Origin of the sequence: Halobaculum limi (genome assembly GCF_029490015.1) — an archaeon.
Classification (GTDB): domain Archaea; phylum Halobacteriota; class Halobacteria; order Halobacteriales; family Haloferacaceae; genus Halobaculum; species Halobaculum limi.
Genome location: NZ_CP120468.1, coordinates 1,940,104 through 1,963,941, shown reverse-complemented (window position 1 = coordinate 1,963,941; position 23,838 = coordinate 1,940,104). Strand labels below are relative to the sequence as shown.

Sequence of the window (23,838 nt, the reverse complement as noted above, 5' to 3'; positions counted from 1 at the left end):
ACCGGGGGGTTGCGAGTGTTCTGCAAGTGTCTGCGAGTGCGCACCGTGATTTACGAGTGCTTCCCCGTCGTCGCGTGTGCTCTCGGCAGGTTCAGACGGTCATATGACGTGCGTCTCCGAGCGTCGCCGACAGAACTGCGCCACACACGAGGCTGCGAGACGTACGCCCCTGCGACCGATGGCGCGTCGACCCACTTGGCCACACACCGGTTTTCGAGTGCTTTCGGTTGGCCTGGGGCCTTGGGAGCGACCGACCGGCCCAGTGAATCTACTCGAACACCGATTTTCGAGTGCTTTCGCCCCGTTCGTCTGTCTTTTCGGAGTGGCGCTACCGAAGCCTCCCGGTGAGAGCGGTGTGTACCCCGAACTACCGACGAGAGACGAGACCACAGACACAGATTCCACGCCGCCAGCAACGACGCGGTCCCACGAACCTGACGGTTCACTCCCTGACACCGGTTTTCGAGTGCTTCGACCAATACGGTGTCTACCGGGAAACCGAGTCGTCCCCCCAAGTGAGCGAGGGTGTATTTAAACCCGTGAGAGAAGACAAACCACAAACATTTCTAGATCGGTGAGTCGTGTGATTTCCGGGTTCTCACTGCTTCCCAACTACTACTACTAGCTAGTAATCGATAGCGATATAATATACGCGAAAGCGAGGCGATACGACCCTGCCCCCTCCCCTCACGCGAAAAGCACTCGAAAACTGGTGTCAGAGGGTACACCACTCCGACCACACCAGTCTGCGAGTGCTTCACACGAGTGGCTGCCTCGGTAGAACCGAGGGGAGACGTGGCCTCAATTCTGGATTCGGTCGTCACCGTGTGTCCGTTCACCACACCAGTCTGCAAGTGCTTTCGTCTGCCCGAACGGGTTTTGCCAGTCGCCGACCGATAGACGCGTATGAGTGCAGGGGTTTCGGCAGTGGTGTTCGACCTCGACGACACACTGTGTCGTCGCGACCAAGACCCCGGAGCGCTGTACGCCGAGGCGTTCGAGCGTGCGGGGGTGGAGCCGTTCGGTGCCCCGTCGGACCTGTGGGCGGCACTAACGGGACCGCCGGAACCGAACGCCGAACACGCGTACTTCGCGGCCGGATACACCGTCGTCGCGGCACGTCACGGCCGGTTCGACGTCGACGCCGACGCCCTAGCGACGGCGCTGCTGTCGGGTATCGACCACGGTGCGGTGTCGTTCACACCGGGGGCGCAGGCGGCTCTCGCCACCGCCGCTGACCGCGGGCACGTCGGCGTACTCACGAACGGTCCAGAGTGGCGTCAGGAGCCGAAACTGCGTACCCTGGACCTGTTCGACGCGGTCGACGTAGTGGTGTACGCCGGTGATATGGAACGTCGGAAACCCCACGCGGACCCGTTCGACCGAGTGTGCTCGCTCCTGGAGACCGACGCCGACGAGACGTTGTACGTCGGCGACTCGCTCGAACACGACGTCGCCGGCGCACAGGGTGCAGGACTGCCCGTCGCGTGGGTTCCGGGACCGTGGACGGACCACCCGGTCGATGATGAGGGGCGTCCCGACCCGCGGCCGTTCTCGCCCGAACACGTCCTCGCCTCACTTACAGAGTTTCACACGGTGTATCAAGCAGGATGAGTGGTCCATCGGACGACGCCAGTGACGACAGCGACGCCAGTGACGACAGCGACGCCAGTGACGAAGAATTCGACGCTATCAGTGCGGTCATCGCCCGCGAGTTTCCGACACGACCGGTGACCGATCGAAGTTCAGTAGCGACGGGGAATCGAAAGCGAACCGTCGTCGTTCGGTTCGGCGACGGCTCCGATCCACCGGCGGTCGTGGTCCAGACGGGGCCAAACGAGCGAGCGCTCGCAACCGAGGCGACACTCACGCGTGCGATCGCTGCTCGGACGGACCTACCCGTCGCGCAAGCCCTAGCTGGCGGCCCGCTATCGTCGATCGACGAGACCTCGGAGACAAGCGGTGGGTACCTCGTCACCGAACGGCAGTCAGGGACGGACCTACACGAACAGTTCGCCACGCTCGACGCCTCCTCCCAGCAGACGCTCGCGCAGACGTTCGGACGCGCACTCGCCTGCCTCCACGAGGCGTTCCGATTCGACGCCTACGGATCGGTCGGCGTCGAACGCGACGGGGCAGTCGACTGGCACCGACTTCTTACCGATTCCGACCCGGGATCGATGCTCGCCGTTGAAGCCGTCGACCACGTCGTCGTCACGACTGACTGGCCGACGTGGGTGCAGTCGTACGCGAGCGCTGGAGTCGACCGCCTCCCGCCGGCGTTCGACGACCTCCGACCGCGACTGCGTACGATGGTCGACGCCGGAGTGGCGTCGCTCCCAAGTTCTCCCGTTTCGACGCTGTATCCCTGGGACCTGCGCCCCGGGAACGCACTCGCAGAGGGTGAGACGGTCACAGCGTTGCTCGACTGGGGGGAACCACTCGCGGCAGCGCCAGGACTCGGGGTAGCGAAGGTCGAACACCTCGTGTGCGACTGGTACGTCACGGACGCCGGGCCACTCCGTCGCGCGTTTCGCGCCGGGTACGCAGACGTTCGTCCGCTCCCGCCGGTGCCGGACGTGTACCGTCTCGCGGCCGTCGTCGCGTCGGCCGTCGACGGGGAGGGTGTGGTCACCCGACCGCGGTACCCCGAACGCACGGGCGAGGCAGCGGTCGCGTTCCACCGCGAGCGCCTGGCTGCGATTCTGGACTGACTGGCGACCACACAGCGTGGGTGTAGTCACGTAGCGCGTGTAATGAGGTTGCGAGTCCGGCACCCCTCAGTCGATGTGAACGACCGCCCCGTCTTCTGGAGTCTCGACGCCGTCGACCGCTCTCCGGAGGTCATCACGTTCGAGGAGGCAGTGGTTGATAGCGTCCATATGGACCGCGACGACCGGAACCTCGTCGTCGACGGCCGCACGGACGCGGCGAACGTCGTCGGCGTCCATCGTGATCGGATCCCCCTCGAGGAACTGTGCAGCACCGGCGTTCACCACGACCGCATCGGGGGTGAGCGATTCCAGCGTCTCAGCCACCCCGTCGTACCAGACGGTGTCGCCCGCGAGATACACCGTCTGTGTGCCGTCGGTGACGGTCGCGCCAGTGACGGGTGCCATCGCTGCCGCGAGGTCGCCGTGGCCGTGTCGCGCCGGCGTCGGCGACAGCGTGAGGTCGCCGACAGCAACGTCGCCATCCAGCGGTCGAACGTCGGTGAATCCCTCCTCGCGGAACGCCGCCGTCTGGTCCGGGTGGACGACGAGCGGAACGTCTGAGTCGATGCGCTCGCGTGCGGACTCGTCGAAGTGATCGTTGTGCCGGTGCGTGACGAAGACCGCGTCGTACGACAGATCGAGGTCGGGCAGGTCGACGAGTGGATTGGGACGCTGATTCGGCGTGTTCTGGATCGGTGGCGACGACCCGGCGGCGCCGAGCATCGGGTCGACGAGCAGCGTCGTCTCCGAGAGCGAGACGAGCAGTGTCGCGTGGCGAACCAGTCGGATCGACGGCGCCGAACGAGGAGACACGAGTACAGACGCGTCACGAACGCGCAAGTGCGTATCGGCGTCGACCCAAACGCCCGAGTACCCACACACCCAACGGACTACCGTGCCGGAGATGTACGTCTGCCCGTACTGTGGGGCCGAGGTCGAACGGGACTATCGCGTGCAGTACGTGATCCGATCGTGTAGCGAGTGTGGGGGACACGGACGATTCGTGCACCGAGTGGTCGCCGAAGCACTCGACCGCGTGGAGGGTGACCTCCCCGACGACTGGGATGACCTCCCACTCGACGAACGACTCTTGACGGCAGTTCGGGAGGGGTTGCTCGACGTCAGGGACACGAGGCTTCGCGGCGATGGAGAGTCAACAGGGTCGTGACGGATCACGCAGCGTCGTGTCGAATCGTCGGACCGATCGCGTCACTCCTCGTCGAACGGCGACCGCGCGCCCTCGGGCGTGTGTTCGGGCAACGAGATGACGTTCCCCCGACCGATCGTGGTCTTCTCGATGCTCCCGTCGTCGGCCATCCGTGAGAGCGTCCTGCTGACCTTCGACTTCGACCACCCCGTCAACTCGACTAGATCCGACTGCTTCAGTCGACCCCCGTTCGCACTGAGCAACGACTGCACCTGTTGCTCGGGTGTGAGAACCGGATCGGGTGTGGCCTGCGCTTGATCCTCTCGCGAGTCGCCGGTCTGGTCACGGGTCGGATCGTCGGTCGAGACATCTCCCACGGTGCGTGAATCGCTCTGCTCGGTCTGCGCCGACGCCGTCTCGGACCCGACGGCGGGGCCGCCGTCCGCCTCCGGTGAGCGCTCGGTGGACGCGTTCGGGTCGACGGCGGCCACGCGTGCGGCGACGGCCGCCGAGCGAAGCCGACGGACGACATCTTCGACGGCGCTGTGAACCGCCCCCACGCGGTCGGCGGGAAACACCGCACGGACGTTCTGGACCGCGGGGTCGTCACGAACGGCGGTTCGAACGCGTTCGGGCACGCGCGGAAGCCACCGCCCGCGCGTGAGGAACGCGCCGAACCCACCGACGAGGAGGAAGCCGAACGCGGCCAGCGGCGTGCGGTACACCTGTGCCCACCGCGGAAGTGGCCCGGCGTCGACCTCGCGGGCGTCCGCGACGCCGTCGCCGTCCGTGTCGGAGACCAACGGATCGGTCCCGAACGCGTTCACCTCGCGCCCGTCGCTGAGGCCATCGCCGTCCGTGTCGACGACGAGGGGATTGGTGCCGGTCTCGTCCAGTTCTCGGCCGTCCGAGAGCCCATCGCCATCAGTGTCGACCGCGAGAGGATCCGAGTGAACTACGTTCACCTCGCGACCGTCCGAGATACCGTCGCCGTCCGTGTCGGCGGCGGTGGGATTGGTCTGGACGCCGTGGCGTTCGTGGGCATCCGACAGGCCGTCGTCGTCGGTGTCAGCGGCCGTCGGGTTGGTGTCGTGGACGGTGACCTCCCGGCCGTCCACGAGGCCGTCACCGTCCGTGTCGATGTCGGTCGGGTCGGTCCCGTGGACGCGCACCTCACGACCGTCCTGGAGGCCGTCACCGTCCGTGTCGAGGCGGAGCGGGTTCGTCCCGGTCGTCTCCACCTCGCGACGGTCGGAGAGGTCGTCGCGGTCGGTGTCGGTTGCGGTCGGGTCCGTGTGGGTCTGTAGAATCTCGCGACCGTCGTCCAGACCGTCTCCGTCGGTGTCCGCGACGAGCGGATTCGTGTCGTAGGTGTCGAGTTCGAGGCCGTCTAAGAGGTCGTCGCCATCGGTGTCGTTCACCGAGAAGTCAGTGCCTGCTCGGACCTCCTGTCTGTTTGTCGCACCGTCACGGTCGGGGTCTGCCGTCTTTCGAAGGACGACCACGTCGTGTGACGCCGCTGCGGCGACTTCTGCATCGAGGGTGTCGGCGGTGACGACCGCTTCGACCGTTCGTGGGCCGGGCCCGCCGTCGCCCCACGAGTCGACGTCGAACGTGACCTCGGTAGTGCTTCCGCCGGACAACACGAGCGAGCGACAGGCTATCGACCGATTCTCGCCGGCGTCGACAGTCGACTGGAGACACGCCTCGTAGTGGCCCTCGCCGTCGCTTTGGCCCGTCTGCAAGACGAGCGTGAACTGCGCAGACTCATCTGCCCAGAGGTACAGCGTATCGCCACGACGTTCGACCACGTCGCTGTCGGCGAATCCGCTCTCGGTGATCGACACCTCGCCCGCGGAGACGCCTCCCGTGCTGTCGTCCGTAGTGCTCGCGGCGACGGCGCTGGCGCTCACACTGACGACGGCTGCTCCGCCAACCAACGTGACCACGACCAGCACTGCCACGGTGACTGCCGCGGCCGCTCGACTGCCGTGCGTGTTCCCACTCATCCCCGTCGCTGGACGGTTCGACGGGAGTGGCTTAACCCTTTCTCGCTGGTACTCACGCGGCGCAACGAACGAAACAGAGCGAAACAATCAGAATAGTGACTGTTGCAAGAGCCGCTACGTACTGCGGTTTCGTGTGAAACACTTCGATCGAGTACTCATCAGCCAACGGTCAACGGTGTCGGCGACGAATCACGTCGAGGCCATCACCGTCGGCGCTCGGTTCGGCGACCGCGTCGAACAGCGATGCCATCGTGTCGACCGTCTGCCGGTCGTGGAGCGCCGGTCGCAGATGGGCGTGGACGACTCCCCCGTGTGTCGCCACGCGACTGGTCACGGCGTTGACGAACCGATACGCACGCCGGTCGTCGACGTACTGGAGCAGCGCAGTCAACGACCCCAGACAGCACACGACGCCGTGGTCGGCGTCGGTCGACGGGCGCTCGGCTTCGATCCGGTCGAGCGCTTCGGTGATCCGAACGCCGACGTCGGTCAGGTTGTCTGGACTGACGGCGTCGAGCGTGCTGATTCGGTCGTACTCGTCGGCGTCGGTCGTGTCCGATCCCCCCGAACACGGAGTCGCGTCTACCACAAACACGGACGACTCGGTCGTTCTCGCGGCCCGAACCCACTCCTCGGGCGGCCGTCGGCCCGCCCTGGTGAACGCCACGCGCAGGAATCCGTTCGCACTCGCCGGTGTGGCCGTCCCATCGTGTGCCTCTCTCGTAGGTGGACAGTGGCCCCCAGCGGATGACGGGTCGGCGAGTATCAGGGCGTTCGCGACCGAGCATCCCCCAGACGTCGGCGTCGGATCGTGGCTCGCTCGCGATGGCGTTCCTGACATGGCAACTTCACCGAGGGGACGGTGTAATAAAACCCTATACGGTCGTTTCAGACTGTTTCAGCAGATCTGCGGACTTCGTTGCGCACCGTTTCACACGCCGACTTCGTGACGCTTCGAGAGATCCAACGTGGGACGAAACGAAGCGAAACAGTATCGGTTCGGATCCTACCGACCGCATCCGGCCCCCATACGTTACTATCTGGGGCGAGAACTACCCGACGATGACGCGTTCACGGCCCGACCCGCGTGACCGACTCCCGGACGGGCGACTCGCGACGCTCGCGGCGCTGGCGGCGGGAGCGGAACCCGACGGCGAGACTGCCGACTCGACAGACGGCGACGACACCGACGACGGGCGACTACTCGCAGAACCGTCGCCGTTCACCGGCGAACCGCTCCGTCCGGTGTCTGCGGCGACCGAGGGCGACGTCGCACACGCGGTCGAGCGCGCACGGGCGGCACAACCCGAGTGGGCCGACCGTCCCCTCTCCGACCGAACGGCCGTCCTCGACAGGGTGGCAACGCTCGTCCTCGACCGACGACGGGCACTATGTGACCTCGTACAGGCGGAGACGGGGAAGGAACGCGAGGGGGCCGACACCGAAGTGTGGGACGCCGCTGCGAACGCGAACTACTACGCGACGAAGGCACCCGAACTGCTGGCATCGACGCGCCGGGCGGGCGCGATTCCGGGCGTCACCCGCGCGACCGAACACCGCCACCCGGTCGGCGTCGTCGGCCTCGTGACGCCGTGGAACTACCCGCTGACGCTGGTCGTCTCCGACGCCCTCCCGGCGCTCGTCGCGGGGAACGCGGTGGTGATCAAGCCCGCTGAGGCGACGCCGTACACGGCGCTGGCCGCACGCGAACTCCTCCTCGACGCGGGCGTGCCCCGCGACTGCGTGCAGGTCGTCCCCGGGCGCGGAGAGACGGCGGGCGAGACGCTGGTCGAGCGAGCCGACTTCGTCGGGTTCACCGGCAGCACCGAGGTCGGTCGGAAAGTCGCTGCGACGGCGGGGCGGCGACTCGTCGACGCCTCGCTGGAACTCGGCGGGAAGAACCCGATGGTCGTTCTCGACGACGCCGACGTCGACGCCGCGGTTCGGGGTGCGGTCGCCGGGTGTTTCGCCAACGCGGGGCAGTTGTGCGTCTCCATCGAGCGCGTGTACGTCGACGAAGCCGTCTACGAGGAGTTCCGCGACGCGTTCGTCGCCGCGACCCGCGCACAGACGCTCGGCGTCGACTTCTCGTACGACCACGACGTGGGATCGCTCGTCGGCCCGGAGCAACTCGACCGCGTTCGATCGGCGGTCGACGACGCCGTCGACGACGGGGCGACGGTGCTCACCGGCGGTCGACACCGCCCCGACGTCGGCCCGTACGTGTACGAACCGACGCTGTTGGAGGGGGTCGACGACGACGCAGCCATCGTCCAAACAGAGACGTTCGGTCCCGTCGTCACCCTCCACCCGGTCGCGGGCGACGAGGAGGCCGTCGAACGGGCGAACGACACACCGTACGGCCTGCACGCGTCTGTCTGGACGGGTGATGCGACGCGCGGCGAGCGAGTGGCCCGCCGCATCGACGCGGGCACCGTCTCGGTCAACGACGCCTACGTCTCGGCGTACGGCGCGGTCGACGCGCCGATGGGCGGTCGCGGCGACTCCGGCCTCGGTCGCCGCCACGGCCGCGACGGGATTCGTAAGTACACCGAGGCACAGACGGTCGCCGTCTCGCGGGCGGGGTCGCTCTCGCTCCCGTCTCCACCCCTTCGCGGCGTCGCGGCCCGACTCAGTTCGGCCGCACTCCGCGCAAACATCGCATTGTCCCGACTCGCGCGACGGCTTCCCTTCGGCGGTGGGCGGCGATGACGACGATACTGCTCACTGGGTTTCCGGGCTTCCTCGGTTCTGCGCTCGTCGAGCGACTACTTGACCGGCACAACACAGAAGATCGGATTGTCTGCCTGATCCAGTCCCGGTATCGTGACGTGGCGACCGAGAGACGCTCGTCACTGCTGGCAGAGACCGCCGACGCGCCAGCCGTCGAACTGGTCGAGGGCGACATCGTCGAGTCAGACCTTGGCCTCGCGGAGTACGACGACCTCGCGACCGCGACCGACCTCGTGTACCACCTCGCGGCCGTGTACGACCTCGGCGTCGACCGCGCGGTGGGCGAAGCCGTGAACGTCGACGGCACGCGCAACGTCCTGGCGTTCTGTGACGCGGCGCGGGCCGCGGGTGGCCTCGACCGCCTCCACTACGTGAGCACCTGCTACGTCAGCGGGCGCTACGAGGGCACGTTCACCGGGGAGATGCTGGCGGAGGCGGGGCGGTTCAACAACCACTACGAGGCGACGAAACACCGCGCGGAGATGTTGGTTCGCGAGGCGATGGCGGACGGCCTCTCCGCGACCGTCTACCGGCCGGCAATCGCCGTCGGCGACTCGACGACCGGCGAGACGCAGAAGTACGACGGCCCGTACTACCTGCTTCGACTGATCCTCCGACAGCCTGGGGTGGCGTTCGTCCCGCGTCTCGGGAACCCACGGGCGACGACGCTCAACCTCGTGCCCCGGGACTACGTCGTCGACGCCATCGACGCACTCAGCGGGATGCCGGAGACCGTCGACGGAACCTACCAAATCTGCGATCCGAACCCGCCGACCATCGCCGAGTTGTACGACGCGTTCGCGGCCGCGACCGGGCGTCGAGTAGTGTCGGTTCCGGTGCCCGAACGTGTGGCGAAGGCAGCGTGTGCCGCACCCGTCGTCGGCGACCTCCTCGACGTCGAGGCGGAGACAATCCCGTACCTGACTCACCCGACCGAGTACACCGACGGGGAGACCCGGGCAGCACTCGCCGGAACCGACGTGACTCCACCGGCGTTCGAGTCGTACGTGGAGTGTCTGGTGGCCTACGTCCGCGCACACCCCGAGATTCCGTCCGAGGCGATGACGTGAGCGGTGGGCCGACGGTTCACGCCAGCGTCGTGCCCGTGGTCGCGACTCGACTTCGACGCCGAATCTGACACGCGGCTTCAAGGTTCTGCGTGCCCTGTCTCGAGTAATGGCGAGTGTCACTCTCCTCGACCGTGGGCGTGTCGTCGCGGATCAGGCGTACGTCGTCGACGGTGCGACGATGGCGAGCGCGGCCGACCCGAACCCCGAACACACACGCATCGAGTTCGTCGTCTGGAACGCCGTCGTCGAGGCGGGCGGGAACACGTACCTCTGGGATACGGGCGTTCCGACCGACGCGGCCGACTACTGGCCCGAACCGCTGTACGGCGCGTTCGAGGCACACGACGCCGACGAACACACGCTGGAGGGCGACCTGGCGGACGCGGGGTACGACCTCGCGGACGTCGACGCGGTCGTGATGAGTCACCTCCACCTCGACCACGCGGGCAACCTCGACGCCTTCGAGGGGACGGACACGCCGGTGTACGTCCACCGCGACGAACTCCAGTTCGCGTTCTACTCGGCGCACACGACCGAGGGCTCTATCGCGTATCTCGCGAGCGACTTCGACGGCGACTACAATTGGCAGGTCGTCCACCGCCACCGCCACACCCTCGCCGACGGCTTCGAACTGCTCCACCTCCCCGGCCACACACCCGGCCTACTGGGCGCGCAGGTGGACACCGCAGATGGAACCCTGCTCATCGCCGGCGACGAGTGTTACGTCGACACGAACTACGCGGAGGGCGCGCCGCTGGGGCCGGGCCTCCTGTGGAGCGAACCGGACTGGCGCGAGAGCCTCGAAACGCTCAAAGAACTCGAGCGCCGGACGGACGCCGACGTGTTGTACGGCCACGACCTCGACCGCTTCGAGGAACTCGCGGACCGGTACTGAGACGACGAGAACCGGCGGCAGGCGGATCGAACGCCCTGCTCACGACTCGACGTGAATGTCGAGAGCAGCGTCGAGGACGACCGGGCCGTCGACGTTCGGCAAGTCGTACTTGAGCGCAGTCTCTCCCTCGTAGTCGACGACGGTGAACGGAAGCCCGGCCATCATCGCGAACGTCTCGTACCCGAGTCGGGTGGAGCCGTCGTCCGCGAGCAGAGAGTGAAACGGCTCCCGGTGGCTGACGAGACACGCGGGCGGGACGACGCCGCCCTCAGAGCAGACCGTACACGTGACCTCGATGGTCGCGGGCAGGACGATTCCACAGGCGGGGCAGAGACCGTCGCTCGTGTCGTGGTCGGGACAGACGCGGAACTCGGCGTCGGCACGCCCGCCACACCGCGGGCAGACGCCGTCGCCGAACACGCGTACCCGGTGACAAAATCGTCCGTGAGCGCGGTCCAACAGTCCGCGCGGATCGATCTCGACAGCGTCACCGACGGCGCCGGTGGGGAGGGGGATGGAACTCAACGCGCCATCAGGCATAAAGTCGAACCCAAGTGCGCCGTCGCACTCGGTACACAGCGCCGAGACGTAGCCGTTCAGATACGACACAGTCACCGGCGCGCCACAGCAGAAACACGCCGCGTCGGTCGGACCCGACTCTCCGCCCTCCGATCGCCCGACGGCACCGCTCTCGACGGTTCGAACCAGTTCTTTCCCCGCGTGGTGGATGGCGTACCCGTCCTCGCGTTTCTCGACGAATTCGCCGAGGAGGCGGTTGAGGTGGTAGCCGAACTTCCCGCTATCTTCGACGCCGACTGCCTCGCGCAACTCCGAGTACGGAACGGTGTATTCGCTGCGGTCACCGACGGACAGTCGCTCGTGTAGCACCCGAAGAATCTCCAATCGAATCTCGTTGCCGACCGTCGCGAACGAGTCTTCGGGGGGCGGTCGGGCTTCGTGGTCGTCGACGCCCTGTGGAGCAACTCCGGCACCCTCGTCGTCGGCGTCGACGTCACGGGTCATGGCCGTATGTGTCGCTTGCGGGTAAAAAGCGTAGCTTACCGCGTGGTCGACAGGTGTCGTAAACCCTAATTACTGAGTTGGTTTACGACCGTGCGTATGAGCGCAGTTTCGGAGAACGTCGACCTCGTCGGCGAGGAGGTCGTCGGTAACCTCGCTCGTGCGGCGCTGTTCGCGGCGCTGACGGGTGTGTTCGCGTACGTGTCGTTCCAACTCCCGGTGACCTCGGTCCCGTTCACGCTGCAGGTGCTCGGCGTCTTCCTCGCGGGCGTGTTCCTCGGCCCCGTCTGGGGGTTCGCCTCGCTGGGTATCTACGTCGTCGCCGGCGCGGTCGGCGCGCCCGTGTTCGCGTACGGGGGCGCCGGCATCGGGTCGCTACTCGGACAGTGGGGCGGCTACCTCTGGTCGTACCCCGTTGCGGCAGGGCTCGTCGGCCTCGGTGTTCACGGCACGGGTGAACTCGTCGACCCCACCGAGGTGGGTCTCGCGCGTCTCGTCGGCGCGATGACCGCCGCGGCGCTCGTCGTCTACGCGTTCGGCACCGTCGGCTACGCCGTCGTCGGCGACGTGGGACTGGTGACGGCGCTGTTGGCTGCGGCCGTGCCGTTCGTCCCCGCCGAGGCCATCAAGATGGCCGCCGCAGTCGCTATCGTCCGCAGCGACTCCGTCGTGGCTCGATAACGCGTGATTGACATCCGCGGCGTTACATACCGTTACGGCGACGCAACCGGCCGCACGAGTGCGGGTACGGACGCAGCCAACGCGACCGACCCTGACCCTGCGCTCGCGCTTCGTGACGTGTCGCTTCGGATCGCCGACGGCGAGTTCGTCGTCCTCGCGGGTGCGAATGGTTCCGGCAAGTCGACGCTCATCCGCCACTGTAACGGCCTGATCACGCCCGACGAGGGGGAAGTTCTAATCGACGGCACGCCCGTCGAGGACGACCTCGTCCGCGCACGCACTCGTGTCGGGATGGTGTTTCAGGAACCGCGCGACTGTTTCGTCGCCGCCACCGTCGCTCGCGACGTCGCGTTCGGCCCGGAGAACCTCGGCCTGGACCGCACGGAGATAGACCGCCGCGTCGAGGCGGCGCTGACCGCGACGAATATGGCCGGCCGCGGCGACGAACGCATCGACCGGCTCTCGGGGGGCGAACAGGAGCGTGTCGCCATCGCGGGGGCGCTGGCGATGGAGCCGGCACATCTGATCCTCGACGAACCGTTCACCGGGCTGGACGACCCCGCCCGTGAGTCGGTGCTGGAGCACCTCGTCGAGTTGCACCGCTCGGGCATCGGCGTCGTCGTCGTCACCCACGACCTGCGAGACGTACTCTCTCCGGCCGACCGACTGGTCGTCCTCTCGGACGGCGACGTCGCCGTCGACGCGACACCTGAGACGGCGCTGGAGCGACTGGACGGACTCGGCGTGCGCCGCCCGGACTGATGCTCCAGTACGAACCGACCGAGTCGCTGGCCCACCGCCTCGACGCCCGCAGCAAACTGCTCGTGCAGGCGGCGTTCGCGGCCGCCGCGTTCGCACACACCGACCCGCGAGGACTGGCGACGCTCACCGTCGTCGTCGTCGGGATGCTCACCGTTTCCGCGACACCGGTTCGGGTCGCACTTGGCGAGTACCGCGCTGTCCTCCCGTTTCTCGCGGCGGGACCCGTCATCGAGGCGCTCCGATTCGGCCAGCCGTGGGTGGAACCGACAGCGGCAGTCGATCCTGCGTTGGCTGCCTACCGGACGCTGCTGTTGCTGGCGCTGGTGGCCGCATACGTGCGGACGACGCCGGTTCGTGAGTCGGAGGCGGCCGTCTCGCGCCTGGTTCCCGGGAAGGCTGGTCGACTGCTCGGGTTGGGTGTGGGTCTCGTCTTTCGGTTCCTCCCGGTGTTGCAGGCGGATCTCTTGCAGATTCGCGAGGCAATGCGGATACGGGCGGGCGAACAGCGGCCCGTCCACGAGCGGGTACGGATCGTCGCGACGGGCGGGTTGAATCGCGTGCTCTCGCGAACCGACCGCCTCGCGGTCGCGTTGCGCGCGCGATGTCTGTCGTGGACGCCGACGCCGCCACCGATGGCGTTCACTCGTCACGACGTCGTCGCCATAGCTGTCGCGTCGGCACTCGTCTGCTGGGCCGTGTGGCCGACGCTGGCGGGACTGCTCTGAGGAACCGAACGGGGCCGCGGTCGAGGATTCGACCAACCGTTCGGCTGGGTGAAACGACGCCGCCCGCGACGAATCCCGACGCGTTTTTACCGGATCGCGGGTGTATCAGCGAACGATATGACCGAGCGCGAGGCGGAGGATTGGCTGATCCGGTATCTGGTCGTGATGGTCGTCGCAGCGACGGCACTGCTGTTGCTTCTGTACGGGCTTGTGTTCGCGCCGAACATCCTGTTCGTCGCCGTCAGCGTGCTCGCCCTCGTCGCGGTCAGCGTCGTGATCTCGATCGACTTGCGCTCCTGGCGATCGGCCTGAGCCTCGGCAACGTTCACTGGCGGCGCGAGCGACCTATTCTCCGGCCGCAGTCAGGTCCGCGAGTTCCACATCCGACAGCGACAGTTCCGCCGCGGCGACGTTCTCGTGGAGGTGATCGACGCTCGACGTGCCCGGGATGGGGAGCGTCACGTCCGAGTGACCCAACAGCCACGCGAGCGCCACCTGCCGACGCGTCGCGTCGTGTGCGTCGGCGACGTCGTCGAGGGCGTCACCGACGGCACCGAGGTCGCCAGCGGCCAGCGGGTACCATGGGATGAAGCCGATGTCCGCGCGCTCACACGCCTGCAACACGGCCTCGTCTTCGCGGTTGGCGACGTTGTACTGGTTCTGGACGGTCGCCACGTCGACCTGTTCGCGGGCCTCGTCCAACTGGTCGACGGTGACGTTCGAGAGGCCGACGTGGTCGGCGTGGCCCTCGTCTTTGAGTTCCGCGAACGCGGCCACGCTGTCGGCGAACGGCGTGTCCGGGTCGGGGCGGTGGAACTGGTACAGATCGATGGTGTCGACGCCGAGGCGGTCCTTGCTCGCGAGCACCTGATTGCGGATGTAGTCGGGGTCGCCGTGCGGGAGCCAGTTGCCGTCGGGCGCGCGCAGGAGACCGGCCTTCGTCGCGACGACAGCGTCGTCGACGATGCCCGCCTCTCGAAGCAGTCGCTCGGACGTTCCAGGTCCGTAGGAGTCGGCCGTGTCGACGAAGTCGACGCCGCAGTCGACGGCCGCGCGTGCCACCTCCCGAGCGTTCTCCTCGTCGTCTGGCGCACCGATGATGCCCTCGCCGCACAGGCGCATCGCGCCGAAGCCCAGCCGATTCACCGTCGTCTCGCCGTCGAGGTCGAACGTCCCGGCCGCTGCCGCATCTGGTGTGTCGCTCATCTGCTCGGGACGACGCCGCCCGCGTGCATAGTCGCCACGGCCCCGGCGACGCGTCCGCCGACAGAAGCGGGAGTCCGTCGGGCCGTGTGGCTGCCGGTGGGACAGTTCCTTGGACTGCTCAAGCCATCTCAGCGAGTCGTGCCGCGAGCGAATCGAGTTCCTCCGTCTCGTCGATCGCAGCGAGCCACGGGTCGGGAAGTCCCGACGCTCCGAACCGAGCGCCTGCGACCGCACCGGCGACCGCGCCGACGGTGTCGGTGTCGCCGCCGCGGTTTACCGCGGTCACGACCGCGTCTTCCACGCTATCGGCTCGCAGTCCGTCGTGAAGCGCGGTCTGGAGCGTGTGGACGACGTAGCCCGACGTCTCCAGCGTTCCGGGCGACTCGCCGCGAGCGACCGGGTCGAGTGCGCCGGCCAGTTCCGCCGGTGCAGTTCCGTCGAGGAACGCGAGTGCGTCCTCCAGAGGGTTCCCAGCACCGTCGAGGAGGCCGGCTATCGTGAGGTTCAACAGCGCACACCCAACGGTACACCGCGGGTCGGCGTGTGTGATCTGCGAGGACTGACGACTCACCTCGACGAGTCGCTCGCGGTCGTTCGCGTACGGAATCGCCAGCGGCGGACATCGCATCACGCTCCCGTTGCCCGCGTTCTGTCCTTCTCGACTTTGCTCCCAGACCTGTTGGCCCGCCTCGTCCCAGGGGGCTCCTGATTTGAGTCGCCGGAGTGATCGAGCAGTCATCCCCCCGATGTCGAACGGGCCGGTGTCGTACCACGCGACGAACTGGTCGGCGACATCGGCCGGGTCGAACTCTCCTCGGTCGACAAGGCTTCGCGCGATGCACAGCGCTTGTTCGGTGTCGTCGGTGATCGTTCCCGCTGGCTGGTTCCACGTTCCGTGCCCGACCATCTCGTCGAGGCGGCCGTGTTCGGCGCTGATCTCCGTCGACGACGAGAACTCGACGGGCCGGCCGAGTGCGTCGCCGCACGCTAGCCCGAGTAAGACGCCTCGGGCGCGATCTGAATCCATACGTACCTCATCGACTCCCCTGCGAAAAGTGTAGGGTAGTCGTCACTCGTCGGGCTTCGTTCCCGTGCGGAGATTCTCTCGATACTCTGACCACGCCTGATACATCTCCACTCGCTCTCCTTCGGTCTTCGTGTCGTGTTCGTCAGGGTCGTAGAAGGGGAGTTCCTCCTTGTCGGGCATCGCTATCACGCGCCCGAGTGGGTACAGTTTCGCGTAGTAGTGTTCCAGTACCCACTCTTCACCGTGTTCGTCGACGGCTTGCTGGATGTACGGTGCGGCCTCCGGGTACTCGTCGGCGAGTGTCTCGGTCATCGTGGTATCGTCTTCGGGTGTCGGTCGTAGTGCGATGTCGTCTTCGGCGTCGGCGATCAGGTGTCCGCGAACTCCGCGAGCGAGTGGTTCGGACTGTCGGTGACCCACTTCCCAATCTGGATGAACTCGAACGACTCGATGGGCGCATCCAGCGCGTCAGCCACCTCCACTCGCGTCGTCGCCGGGAGGCTGTCGATGGGAATCGCCGTCAGCGAGTAGCCACCGAGCGCGTAACTGGTCGCGAGACTCGTCGGCGCGACGACGACGACGTCCGATCCGTCGACGGCCGCGAGTGCCAGCTCGGCGTCTCGGCCCCGGTAGACGGTCGCGTCGAGGGTCTCCGTCTGCAACAGTTCCGGGACACTCCCGTACTCGACGCTGGCTCCAGCCGACCCGAAATGTCCTTTGAGCATATATGGTAATAACTATATGCCTCAGAATCATTACCGTTTCGACAGCGGACAGTCACGCGGTTCGAGATGAAGGGTCCGGTTGGACACCACCGTCGCGACGCTCGACCGCCGTCGCGACACCTACGCCGGGCCGAGGTAGCCCCACGCCAGAAGGCGGTCGCCGTCCCCCTCGACCCATCGTTCACCGATATCGTCACGGTAGTACATATTCGGCATCACGATGTCATCGATCCGGTCGTACGCCTGCTCACGCGCCGCCTGCATCGTCTCTCCTTTGCCCGTCACGACGATTGGCATCCCGTTATTCCCCGCAGCGCGCCACTGCCCATCGATCTTCTTCGCGTCTTCGAGATGGATTCCCTCCCGACTCTCAGTCTGAAAGACCACGGCCGCATTCCGGGAGTTCTCATCGTACGTCTTCTCGTCATCGAACGGGAAGGGTGGCAGGACGACGCGGACGCCGATCTGGTACCCATTGTGAACCTCCAATTCTGGGTCATTTCCGTGTGCGAGGTCGTAGAAGAACTCCCCAGTCGACGACTCGATAGACTCTTCCTGGAGTGCGATTGTCGGGTACCCGAACCGCGGGGTGAACTCCAACGGATAAATGCCGTTCTCGTTCACGATGCAGTTGATGTCGATGCTCCCAACGTAGCCTTCGTTAGCCAGCCAACCTTCGAGCTTGCCGAAGGTCTCTTGGAACAATTTGTTCTGAGAAGCCCAGAACATCGAGGTCCCCATCTCTCCGGTGGATGGTCCGATGTTTCCTGGGAATAATTTCTTATGCTCAAAATTGAAATTGACCTGGTCAATGAACTCCTCACCGTTGAAGAACCCACAAATAGCGATCTCGACGCCCTCGACTTTCCGCTGTAACTGGAACCCTTTCATCCGATGCCCCCACGCCTTCTTGTAGGCCTTCAAGACGTCAACAACGTCACTCCCATCGTCTTTGTTGCCGACATAGAGGAGCCGCTTGACGTTCTGGACTTCTCCGAGTGGTTTGATGACGTAGGGGGCTGGGTTCTCCTGGACGTGCTGGATACCCTCGTCGAAGTCGTGGAAGATGTGATGCTCGATGGTATTGACATCGTGATCTTCGAGGATCTCCATCGCGTAGCCACGGTCTTCTTCGAGGTGATCAGTGTTCGGCGTTCCTCCAACGACGGCCTTCCCTTGCTCACGGAGTTCGTTCGCAAGTTGACCTGTGCCGACATCCGAGCCAACCCAGATGTCGTCGAAAATGATGACATCAGCCCACTCAACATCTGCCCGCCAGTCATCCGTTTTCGGCACGAAACCATCGCCGATCTCCTTGTCGCTCTCGGCTTCGATGTGGTACTTCACGTCGTGGCCCTCGCGGTGAACCTGCCACGCGAGGTCGGTGATCAGTGCGGCGTCGGCGGAAACGAACAGGAAGTGCTTGGATTTCATTGTTGAAGTTTAAGCAGCGGTAATTTCGGTTTGTGTAGCGACACTCTGTGACGAATTATATAATAGATCCCGGAAATGGTGTTCGACGTTCAGGTTGATCGGCTCGACGAATCGTTCGCCGTCGAAGAAGCCACAGACGGCGACCTCGACGCCCTCGACACGACGCTGTAACTGGAACCTCTTCATCCGGTGGCCCCACGCCTGTTCGTACGCCTCGAGGAGGTCGATGACGTCGGAGCCATCGGCGTCCTGGCCGACGTACAGCAACTGCTTGACGTTCTGCACCTCGCCCAAAGGCTTGATCACGTACGGAGCAGGGTTGTCCCGCACCCAGTCGACGTTCGCGCGCCAGTCGTCGACTTTCTCGACGAAGCCGTCGCCGATGTCACTCTCCGTCTCGGAGTCCATGTAGTAGCGTACCTCGTGTCCCTCACGTCGGATCTGCCAGGCGAGGTCTGCGAGCAACGGGTCGGCCAGCGAGACGAACAGAAACGTGGAGCGTGCCACATTCGCACGGCGACACGAACACGCATATAGCCACCGCAGTGCGCGACGGTACACCCTCTCACTCGACCGTAGTACGCGAGCGTGGCACACACCTGTCCCGAAGCCGAACCGTTTTTGACTGACTGGCCAGTTAGTTATGAACGACCGCGGCCTCGCCGCCGCACCCACGCCCAAGCTATCGATGAGTCAGATGCACGACACTCAGACGACGTTCATGGAGGCGACGTACCGAGCGCTGTGTACGCACGGGTACGCCGACCTCACCATGCAGGATATCGCCGACGAGACGGACAAGAGCAAGGCAGCCCTCCACTACCACTTCGACGGGAAAGACGACCTGTTCCGAGAGTTCCTCGCGTACCTCCACGAGGACTTCACCGACCTCGTCGCAGACCACGGCGAGGGGTCGCCGGTGGAGCGACTCGTCGCACTCGTCCGCCGGGTGTTGAACCCCGTCGACGACGACGCCGACCAGCAGTTCAACACGGCGTTTATGGAGATCAAAGCGCAGGCACCGTACCGCGACGGCTACCGCGAGGTGCTTCGCCGCTTCGACGACGACCTCAAGCGCGAGGTGGCCGACCTCGTCGCAGAGGCGGTCGATGCGGGGCAGTACTCCGACGACACCGACCCCGACGACATCGCAGAACACGTCCTCACGTACGTCCACGGGACGTGGACGCGCGCGGCCGCCATCGGTGCGGACGTGGTCACGATGCGCGAACACCTCGTCGAGGACATTCTCGACCTCCTCGTCGACGATGCCGAGGTCGACGCCGCCCCCGCCACGCGGGGTGACGACTGATGGGGCTCGCAGAGCGCATCTCGTCGGTGTTCAAAGGGCGCGAGGAGTTCGATCTCACGGACGGGAGCATCGGCAAGCCGCTGTTTTATCTCTCGCTCCCCATCGTCGTCACGAACCTCCTCCAGACGGCGTACAACCTCGCGGACACGCTGTGGCTCGGGCGCTACTCCACGGAGGCGCTCGCGGCCATCTCGTTCGCGTTCCCGATGGTGTTCCTGCTGTTCTCGCTCGGGATGGGTATCACCGTCGCCGGGTCGGTGCTGGTCGCCCAACACGTCGGCGCGGGCGAAGACGAGAAGGTGACGTACGCCGCCTCACAGACCGTCTCGTTCGCGATCATCGCCTCACTCATCCTCGGAGCGCTCGGCTACTTCGTCGTCGGCGACCTCCTCGGCTTGCTGGGTGCGTCAGCGGACGTGCTTCCGGGCGCGACCGCATACATGCGGATCATCTCGTCGGGCCTCGTGTTCATGTTCGGGTTCTTCGTGTTCACCGCGCTGATGCGCGGGTACGGCGACACCATCACGCCGATGCTAGTGATGCTGTTGACGGTCGTCGTCAACATCGTCATCGACCCGTTCCTCATCTTCGGGTGGTGGGTGTTCCCCGAACTCGGCGTCGCCGGGGCCGCCTACGCGACTATCTTCTCACGGGCGCTCGCGTTCGTCGTCGGAATGGCGATTATGCTGCGCGGAAACCGCGGGGTGCAGATCGATCCGCGGGATATGCTTCCGAACCTCTCGTACGCCCGCCGCATCGTCCGCATCGGCGTGCCCGCGTCCGTCGAGATGACCGGGCGGTCGCTGTCGGTGAACCTGATGCTCGTCATCGTCGGCCTGTTCCCGACGACCGTCGTCGCCGGGTACGGTATCGGCGTGCGCGTGTTCTCGGTCATCTTCCTCCCGGCAATCGCCGTCGCCCGCGGCGTCGAGACGATGACCGGGCAGAACATCGGGGCGGACAAACCCGACCGCGCGGCGACGGCCGCCGGCATCGCCGCCAAGTATATGTTCGTCATCCTCGCGGCGCTCGGCGTCGTCACCATCTTCGCCGCCCGGCCCATCGCCGCGGTGTTCACCGACGACCCCGCGGTCATCGCGACGACCGCCGACTTCCTCCGGTGGGTCGCCCCCACGTTCGGCTTCATCGGCGTGATGCGCGCGTACACCGGGAGTTTCCGCGGTGCGGGCAAGACGATGACCGCCGCCGCCATCTCCATCGTGATGCTCGGCATCATCCGCATCCCGACCGCCCTCGGCCTCGCGCGCCCGGACATCGTCGGACTGCCGATCCCCGGCTTCGAGTCGACGGGTATCTGGATGGCGTTCGCTGTCTCCAACACCGCGGGTGCGATCATTGCGTACCTCTGGTACCGCCGGGGGACGTGGCGCGACGCCGACCCGCGCGGCCCGACGCCGGGTGCCGACGACGACGGCGCCGACGGCGACGCGACCGCCGCGCCGACCGACGACTGACGACTGGACGCTGATTCAGAACACCGATTTCTGCCGTGCGACGCCGTCGCGTGCGTGATTCGCTCTGTCTGAGCGATACGAAGATATGCGGCGCACGCGTCTGTGTGGTATGGAGATCGAATTCGAGTACGACGGCCAGCGACGCGGACCGAACGCGGGCGACCACCCGGTCATCGACGGCGCGCACATCCGCGTCGCCAGCGACCTGGCGACGACGGCGTACCGCAACATCTGGCAGGTGACGGTCGACGACGTCGACGACCTGCAGGAACGCGCGGACGCCGAGTGGTTGTGGGTGTCGCCGCCGCGGTCGAACGGGACGGACGCGTACGTGATCGCGGTCCCGCGGCGTCGCTGACTCCCGCGCGTTGAGACCCGGCGCGGTCGTTTTCCCCGTCCCGTCCCTACCGTGACGTATGAGCGCCGACGCGACGGAAGACGCGGGCACCGAGTCGGACGAGCAAACCCGGGTGTGGCTGGTCGAACGGACGTACGGCGACGACGAACTCAACATCGTCATCCTGGTGTACGCTGACGCGACCGGCGAACGCTACTTTCGGAAAGAGCGGGCGCTGACGAGTTTCGCCGACGAGCGTGAGACGCCGGTGTCGGTAGTCGTCCCGACGGACGAACTCGGGGAGACCGACCCGGAGGACCACGAGCGATACGCGACCGAGGCGGCACGGATGGCCGACGTGCACGACCCCGACGACACCATCTGAAGTACCGGATCGGCGAATCCGACGAACACGTAGCTAGTGAACACGGTTTTTACGAGGGCCTCGAACCAGTACGTATGCTCACCGCGAAGGGGCCACTCCTGACGGTCGACGTGACGGACCGAACCGTCGAGGAGACGGACATCTCGGAGACACTCTCGGAGTTCATCGGCGGTCGCGCCGCGGCGACGGCGCTGGCACACGACCGCATCCCGGCGGACGCCGACCCGTTCGGCGCGGAGAACCGCGCGTACCTCTCCACGGGACCGCTCCAGATGAGTCAGATGAGTTTCACCGGGCGGATGAACATGACGGGGCTGTCGCCGCTGACGGACGGCCTCGTCTCCACGAACGCAGGCGGCTACCTCTCGCGCAACTTCGCCGATACGGGCTACTCGGTCGTCGAGTTCGTCGGCGCGAGTGACACCCCCCTTGCCGTCCACGTCACCGACGAGGGCATCACCTTCGAGGAGGTCCCCGACCTCGCAGGTGCGGAGGTCTCGGCGGTGTCCGAGTACATAGCAGAGGAACACGACCTCGGCCCGGAGAACTGCATCACTGTCGGCCCCGCCGGTGAGAACCTCGTCCGGTTCGCCTCGGTGATGACGTTCGACTCGCGGGCGTTCGGTCGCGGCGGCCTCGGCGCGGTGCTCGGGAGCAAGAACGTCAAGTGCGTCACATTCACGGGCGACTCCCGGCCCGACGTCGAGGTGTCGAATCCGCCCTCGGCAGATATCCACCGCGAGGCAGCCACCTCCGACGACCGAATGAAGCGCCAAGGGACGACCGGCGGCACGGAGTTCATCAACGACAACTTCGCGCTGCCGACCCGCTACTTCGACGAGTACGAGTTCGAGTCGGCGGCAGGCATCGGCGGCGACGCCGTCGAGGCGAAAAAGTACAAGAAGGGCGCCTGCTCGCAGTGTGCGTACGCCTGCAAACTCCCCACTCGCGACGAGGAACGTGGTGTCGAGACGGAGGGGCCGGAGTTCGAGACCGTCTACTCGTTCGGGTCGTGTCAGGGCGTCGGCGACATCGTCGACGTGATGGAGGCGAACGAACTGTGTGACGAACTCGGGATGGACACCATCTCCGCGGGCGTCACCGTCGCCGCCTACCTCAAAGCCGAAGACGAGTTCGGCAACGCAGAACTCGCCCGCGAGGTACTCCGGGAGATAGCCAGCCGAGAGACCGACCGCGGCGACCTCCTCGCGGAGGGCGTCCACCGCGCACACGAGGAGTTGGGCGTGAACGACTACACCGTGAAGGGGATGGAGTTCGCCGCCCACGACGGACGCGTCCTCCACGGGCAGGGGCTGAGTTACGCCGTCGCCAACCGCGGCGCCGACCACATGTACGCGGGGATGCTCGGGCTAGAGTACTCAGGCGAACTCGACCCCGAGGGAACCCTCGGCAAGGCCGAACGCCTCGTCCACGAGGAGAACCGCAACGTCGTCCGCGACTCGGGCGTCGTCTGCGCGTTCGCCGGCGACTACATCACCGACGACCGCCTTGCGGCGTTGCTGGAGACGGAGTACGAACACCTCCTCGAAATCGGCGCTCGCGTCGTCGCGCGCGAACGCCACTTCAACAACCAGCGCGGCAAAGACGTCGCCGACGACTGGTTGCCGTACGACGACGAGGTGCCGGACCTGGAGGCGGCGATTCAAGAGTACTACGAGGCGCGCGGGTGGAACGAGGACGGCACCGTTCCGGACGACGCCCTCGATGCACCCGGTGAGACGGCCGTCGGCTTCCAGGCTGTCGCCGACGACTGACTGCCCGATCGGACGCAGATTTTCTCCGCTATCCGCCGTACACCGACGGCACCAGTCGGATCACGTCGCCGTCCGCGAGATGCGTGTCGAGTCCGTCGAGGTGCTTCACGTTCTTCTTCGCCTTCGTCACGACCGTCGACCCCGCGGTCGTCCCCGCCTCCTCGTCGACGAGTCGCCCAGCGAGGGCTGGAAACTCCGCCTCCAGTTCTCGGAGGAGGTCGCCGACGGTGTCGGCGTCCGTCTGGCGGCGCATCTCGTGGACGCCGGCGTCATCGCGGAACGGCCCGAACAGTCTACACTCGACTTCGATCACGTCGTCGACGACTCGGAGGCGGCCGGATTTGTACCTTCGGACCACGGCGACGGCCCGACGGGTTCTTGCGCCGCGGTCCAGTAGCCGCCGGTA

25 protein-coding genes and 1 pseudogene are annotated in these 23,838 nt (G+C 66.2%); 15 read left to right on the top strand and 11 right to left on the bottom strand.

The window, feature by feature from the left end; translation table 11 throughout:
• The first annotated feature begins 906 nt into the window (after window positions 1-906).
• Window positions 907-1,614 carry an HAD family hydrolase gene (locus P0D77_RS09845; RefSeq protein ID WP_277552901.1) on the top strand — a complete coding sequence of 236 codons (708 nt, stop codon included), beginning with the start codon at window positions 907-909 and terminating at the stop codon, window positions 1,612-1,614.
• Window positions 1,611-2,714 carry a phosphotransferase family protein gene (locus tag P0D77_RS09840; protein ID WP_277552900.1) on the top strand — a complete coding sequence of 368 codons (1,104 nt, stop codon included), beginning with the start codon at window positions 1,611-1,613 and terminating at the stop codon, window positions 2,712-2,714. The genes P0D77_RS09845 and P0D77_RS09840 overlap by 4 nt, the downstream gene beginning before the upstream one ends.
• Window positions 2,715-2,780: 66 nt before the next feature.
• On the opposite strand, the gene P0D77_RS09835 is transcribed toward P0D77_RS09840, so the two are convergent.
• Complete coding sequence (locus P0D77_RS09835; RefSeq protein WP_277552899.1) at window positions 2,781-3,527, bottom strand: MBL fold metallo-hydrolase; 747 nt, start codon at window positions 3,525-3,527, stop codon at window positions 2,781-2,783.
• A 190-nt stretch (window positions 3,528-3,717) separates the two neighbouring features.
• Between P0D77_RS09835 and P0D77_RS09830 the strand changes: the two genes are divergently transcribed.
• Complete coding sequence (locus P0D77_RS09830; RefSeq protein WP_277552898.1) at window positions 3,718-3,882, top strand: hypothetical protein; 165 nt, start codon at window positions 3,718-3,720, stop codon at window positions 3,880-3,882.
• 41 nt (window positions 3,883-3,923) lie between these two features.
• On the opposite strand, the gene P0D77_RS09825 is transcribed toward P0D77_RS09830, so the two are convergent.
• Together P0D77_RS09825 and P0D77_RS17725 are read right to left on the bottom strand one after the other, a co-directional pair.
• Window positions 3,924-5,870 carry a helix-turn-helix transcriptional regulator gene (locus P0D77_RS09825; RefSeq protein ID WP_277552897.1) on the bottom strand — a complete coding sequence of 649 codons (1,947 nt, stop codon included), beginning with the start codon at window positions 5,868-5,870 and terminating at the stop codon, window positions 3,924-3,926.
• Window positions 5,871-6,039: 169 nt separating this feature from the next.
• The gene (locus P0D77_RS17725) at window positions 6,040-6,711 is read right to left on the bottom strand and encodes a DUF7504 family protein (RefSeq protein ID WP_432764799.1); all 672 of its coding nucleotides are present in this window, start codon (window positions 6,709-6,711) and stop codon (window positions 6,040-6,042) included.
• A 221-nt stretch (window positions 6,712-6,932) separates the two neighbouring features.
• On the opposite strand from P0D77_RS17725, the gene P0D77_RS09815 reads away from it, so the two are divergent.
• From P0D77_RS09815 to P0D77_RS09805, 3 genes are all read left to right on the top strand, one after another.
• A complete protein-coding gene (locus P0D77_RS09815) occupies window positions 6,933-8,582 on the top strand; it encodes a succinic semialdehyde dehydrogenase (protein ID WP_277552895.1) in 1,650 nt (549 codons plus the stop codon).
• Window positions 8,579-9,673: an SDR family oxidoreductase gene (locus tag P0D77_RS09810; RefSeq protein WP_277552894.1), complete on the top strand. Its 1,095-nt coding sequence runs from the start codon at window positions 8,579-8,581 to the stop codon at window positions 9,671-9,673. Before P0D77_RS09815 ends, P0D77_RS09810 begins: the two co-directional genes overlap by 4 nt.
• 106 nt (window positions 9,674-9,779) lie before the next feature.
• Complete coding sequence (locus tag P0D77_RS09805) at window positions 9,780-10,568, top strand: N-acyl homoserine lactonase family protein (protein ID WP_277552893.1); 789 nt, start codon at window positions 9,780-9,782, stop codon at window positions 10,566-10,568.
• 39 nt (window positions 10,569-10,607) lie between these two features.
• On the opposite strand, the gene P0D77_RS09800 is transcribed toward P0D77_RS09805, so the two are convergent.
• Complete coding sequence (locus P0D77_RS09800) at window positions 10,608-11,591, bottom strand: winged helix-turn-helix domain-containing protein (RefSeq protein WP_277552892.1); 984 nt, start codon at window positions 11,589-11,591, stop codon at window positions 10,608-10,610.
• A gap of 96 nt (window positions 11,592-11,687) precedes the next feature.
• Here P0D77_RS09800 and P0D77_RS09795 point away from each other — a divergent pair, with 96 nt between their 5' ends.
• The 4 genes from P0D77_RS09795 (at window position 11,688) to P0D77_RS09780 (ending at window position 14,068) form a co-directional block, all read left to right on the top strand.
• Complete coding sequence (locus P0D77_RS09795; protein ID WP_277552891.1) at window positions 11,688-12,269, top strand: biotin transporter BioY; 582 nt, start codon at window positions 11,688-11,690, stop codon at window positions 12,267-12,269.
• A 3-nt stretch (window positions 12,270-12,272) separates the two neighbouring features.
• Window positions 12,273-13,031 (top strand): energy-coupling factor ABC transporter ATP-binding protein, encoded by a 759-nt coding sequence (locus P0D77_RS09790; protein ID WP_432764798.1) that lies wholly within the window; start codon window positions 12,273-12,275, stop codon window positions 13,029-13,031.
• Window positions 13,031-13,756 carry an energy-coupling factor transporter transmembrane component T family protein gene (locus P0D77_RS09785; RefSeq protein ID WP_277552890.1) on the top strand — a complete coding sequence of 242 codons (726 nt, stop codon included), beginning with the start codon at window positions 13,031-13,033 and terminating at the stop codon, window positions 13,754-13,756. Before P0D77_RS09790 ends, P0D77_RS09785 begins: the two co-directional genes overlap by 1 nt.
• Before the next feature lie 117 nt (window positions 13,757-13,873).
• Window positions 13,874-14,068, top strand: coding sequence for a hypothetical protein (locus tag P0D77_RS09780; protein ID WP_277552889.1), 195 nt, complete (start codon window positions 13,874-13,876; stop codon window positions 14,066-14,068).
• 33 nt (window positions 14,069-14,101) lie between these two features.
• On the opposite strand, the gene P0D77_RS09775 is transcribed toward P0D77_RS09780, so the two are convergent.
• The 6 genes and pseudogenes from P0D77_RS09775 to P0D77_RS09750 form a co-directional block, all read right to left on the bottom strand.
• A complete protein-coding gene (locus P0D77_RS09775; protein ID WP_277552887.1) occupies window positions 14,102-14,962 on the bottom strand; it encodes an aldo/keto reductase in 861 nt (286 codons plus the stop codon).
• Between the two features lie 118 nt (window positions 14,963-15,080).
• Entirely contained in the window at window positions 15,081-15,989 is a 909-nt protein-coding gene (locus P0D77_RS09770) for an ADP-ribosylglycohydrolase family protein (RefSeq protein WP_277552885.1), read from the bottom strand.
• A gap of 42 nt (window positions 15,990-16,031) precedes the next feature.
• Window positions 16,032-16,301 (bottom strand): DUF8110 family protein, encoded by a 270-nt coding sequence (locus P0D77_RS09765; protein WP_277552884.1) that lies wholly within the window; start codon window positions 16,299-16,301, stop codon window positions 16,032-16,034.
• Window positions 16,302-16,357: 56 nt separating this feature from the next.
• Entirely contained in the window at window positions 16,358-16,714 is a 357-nt protein-coding gene (locus tag P0D77_RS09760) for a DUF8165 family protein (RefSeq protein ID WP_277552881.1), read from the bottom strand.
• Window positions 16,715-16,834: 120 nt separating this feature from the next.
• Window positions 16,835-18,148, bottom strand: coding sequence for a phosphoribosylglycinamide synthetase C domain-containing protein (locus tag P0D77_RS09755; RefSeq protein WP_277552879.1), 1,314 nt, complete (start codon window positions 18,146-18,148; stop codon window positions 16,835-16,837).
• A gap of 78 nt (window positions 18,149-18,226) precedes the next feature.
• Window positions 18,227-18,655 (bottom strand): annotated as a pseudogene (locus P0D77_RS09750) (hypothetical protein); the annotation flags it as partial.
• A 136-nt stretch (window positions 18,656-18,791) separates the two neighbouring features.
• Here P0D77_RS09750 and P0D77_RS09745 point away from each other — a divergent pair.
• The 5 genes from P0D77_RS09745 (at window position 18,792) to P0D77_RS09725 (ending at window position 23,432) form a co-directional block, all read left to right on the top strand.
• Entirely contained in the window at window positions 18,792-19,460 is a 669-nt protein-coding gene (locus tag P0D77_RS09745) for a TetR/AcrR family transcriptional regulator (protein WP_277552878.1), read from the top strand.
• Entirely contained in the window at window positions 19,460-20,935 is a 1,476-nt protein-coding gene (locus P0D77_RS09740) for an MATE family efflux transporter (protein WP_277552877.1), read from the top strand. The genes P0D77_RS09745 and P0D77_RS09740 overlap by 1 nt, the downstream gene beginning before the upstream one ends.
• Before the next feature lie 109 nt (window positions 20,936-21,044).
• A complete protein-coding gene (locus P0D77_RS09735) occupies window positions 21,045-21,293 on the top strand; it encodes a hypothetical protein (RefSeq protein ID WP_277552875.1) in 249 nt (82 codons plus the stop codon).
• Window positions 21,294-21,351: 58 nt separating this feature from the next.
• Complete coding sequence (locus tag P0D77_RS09730) at window positions 21,352-21,657, top strand: DUF7967 family protein (protein WP_277552873.1); 306 nt, start codon at window positions 21,352-21,354, stop codon at window positions 21,655-21,657.
• A 74-nt stretch (window positions 21,658-21,731) separates the two neighbouring features.
• Window positions 21,732-23,432, top strand: coding sequence for an aldehyde ferredoxin oxidoreductase C-terminal domain-containing protein (locus P0D77_RS09725; protein ID WP_277552871.1), 1,701 nt, complete (start codon window positions 21,732-21,734; stop codon window positions 23,430-23,432).
• Window positions 23,433-23,460: 28 nt separating this feature from the next.
• Here the strand turns inward: P0D77_RS09725 and P0D77_RS09720 are convergent, their stop codons facing one another.
• Entirely contained in the window at window positions 23,461-23,790 is a 330-nt protein-coding gene (locus P0D77_RS09720) for a MoaD family protein (RefSeq protein ID WP_277552869.1), read from the bottom strand.
• Between the last annotated feature and the right edge of the window lie 48 nt (window positions 23,791-23,838).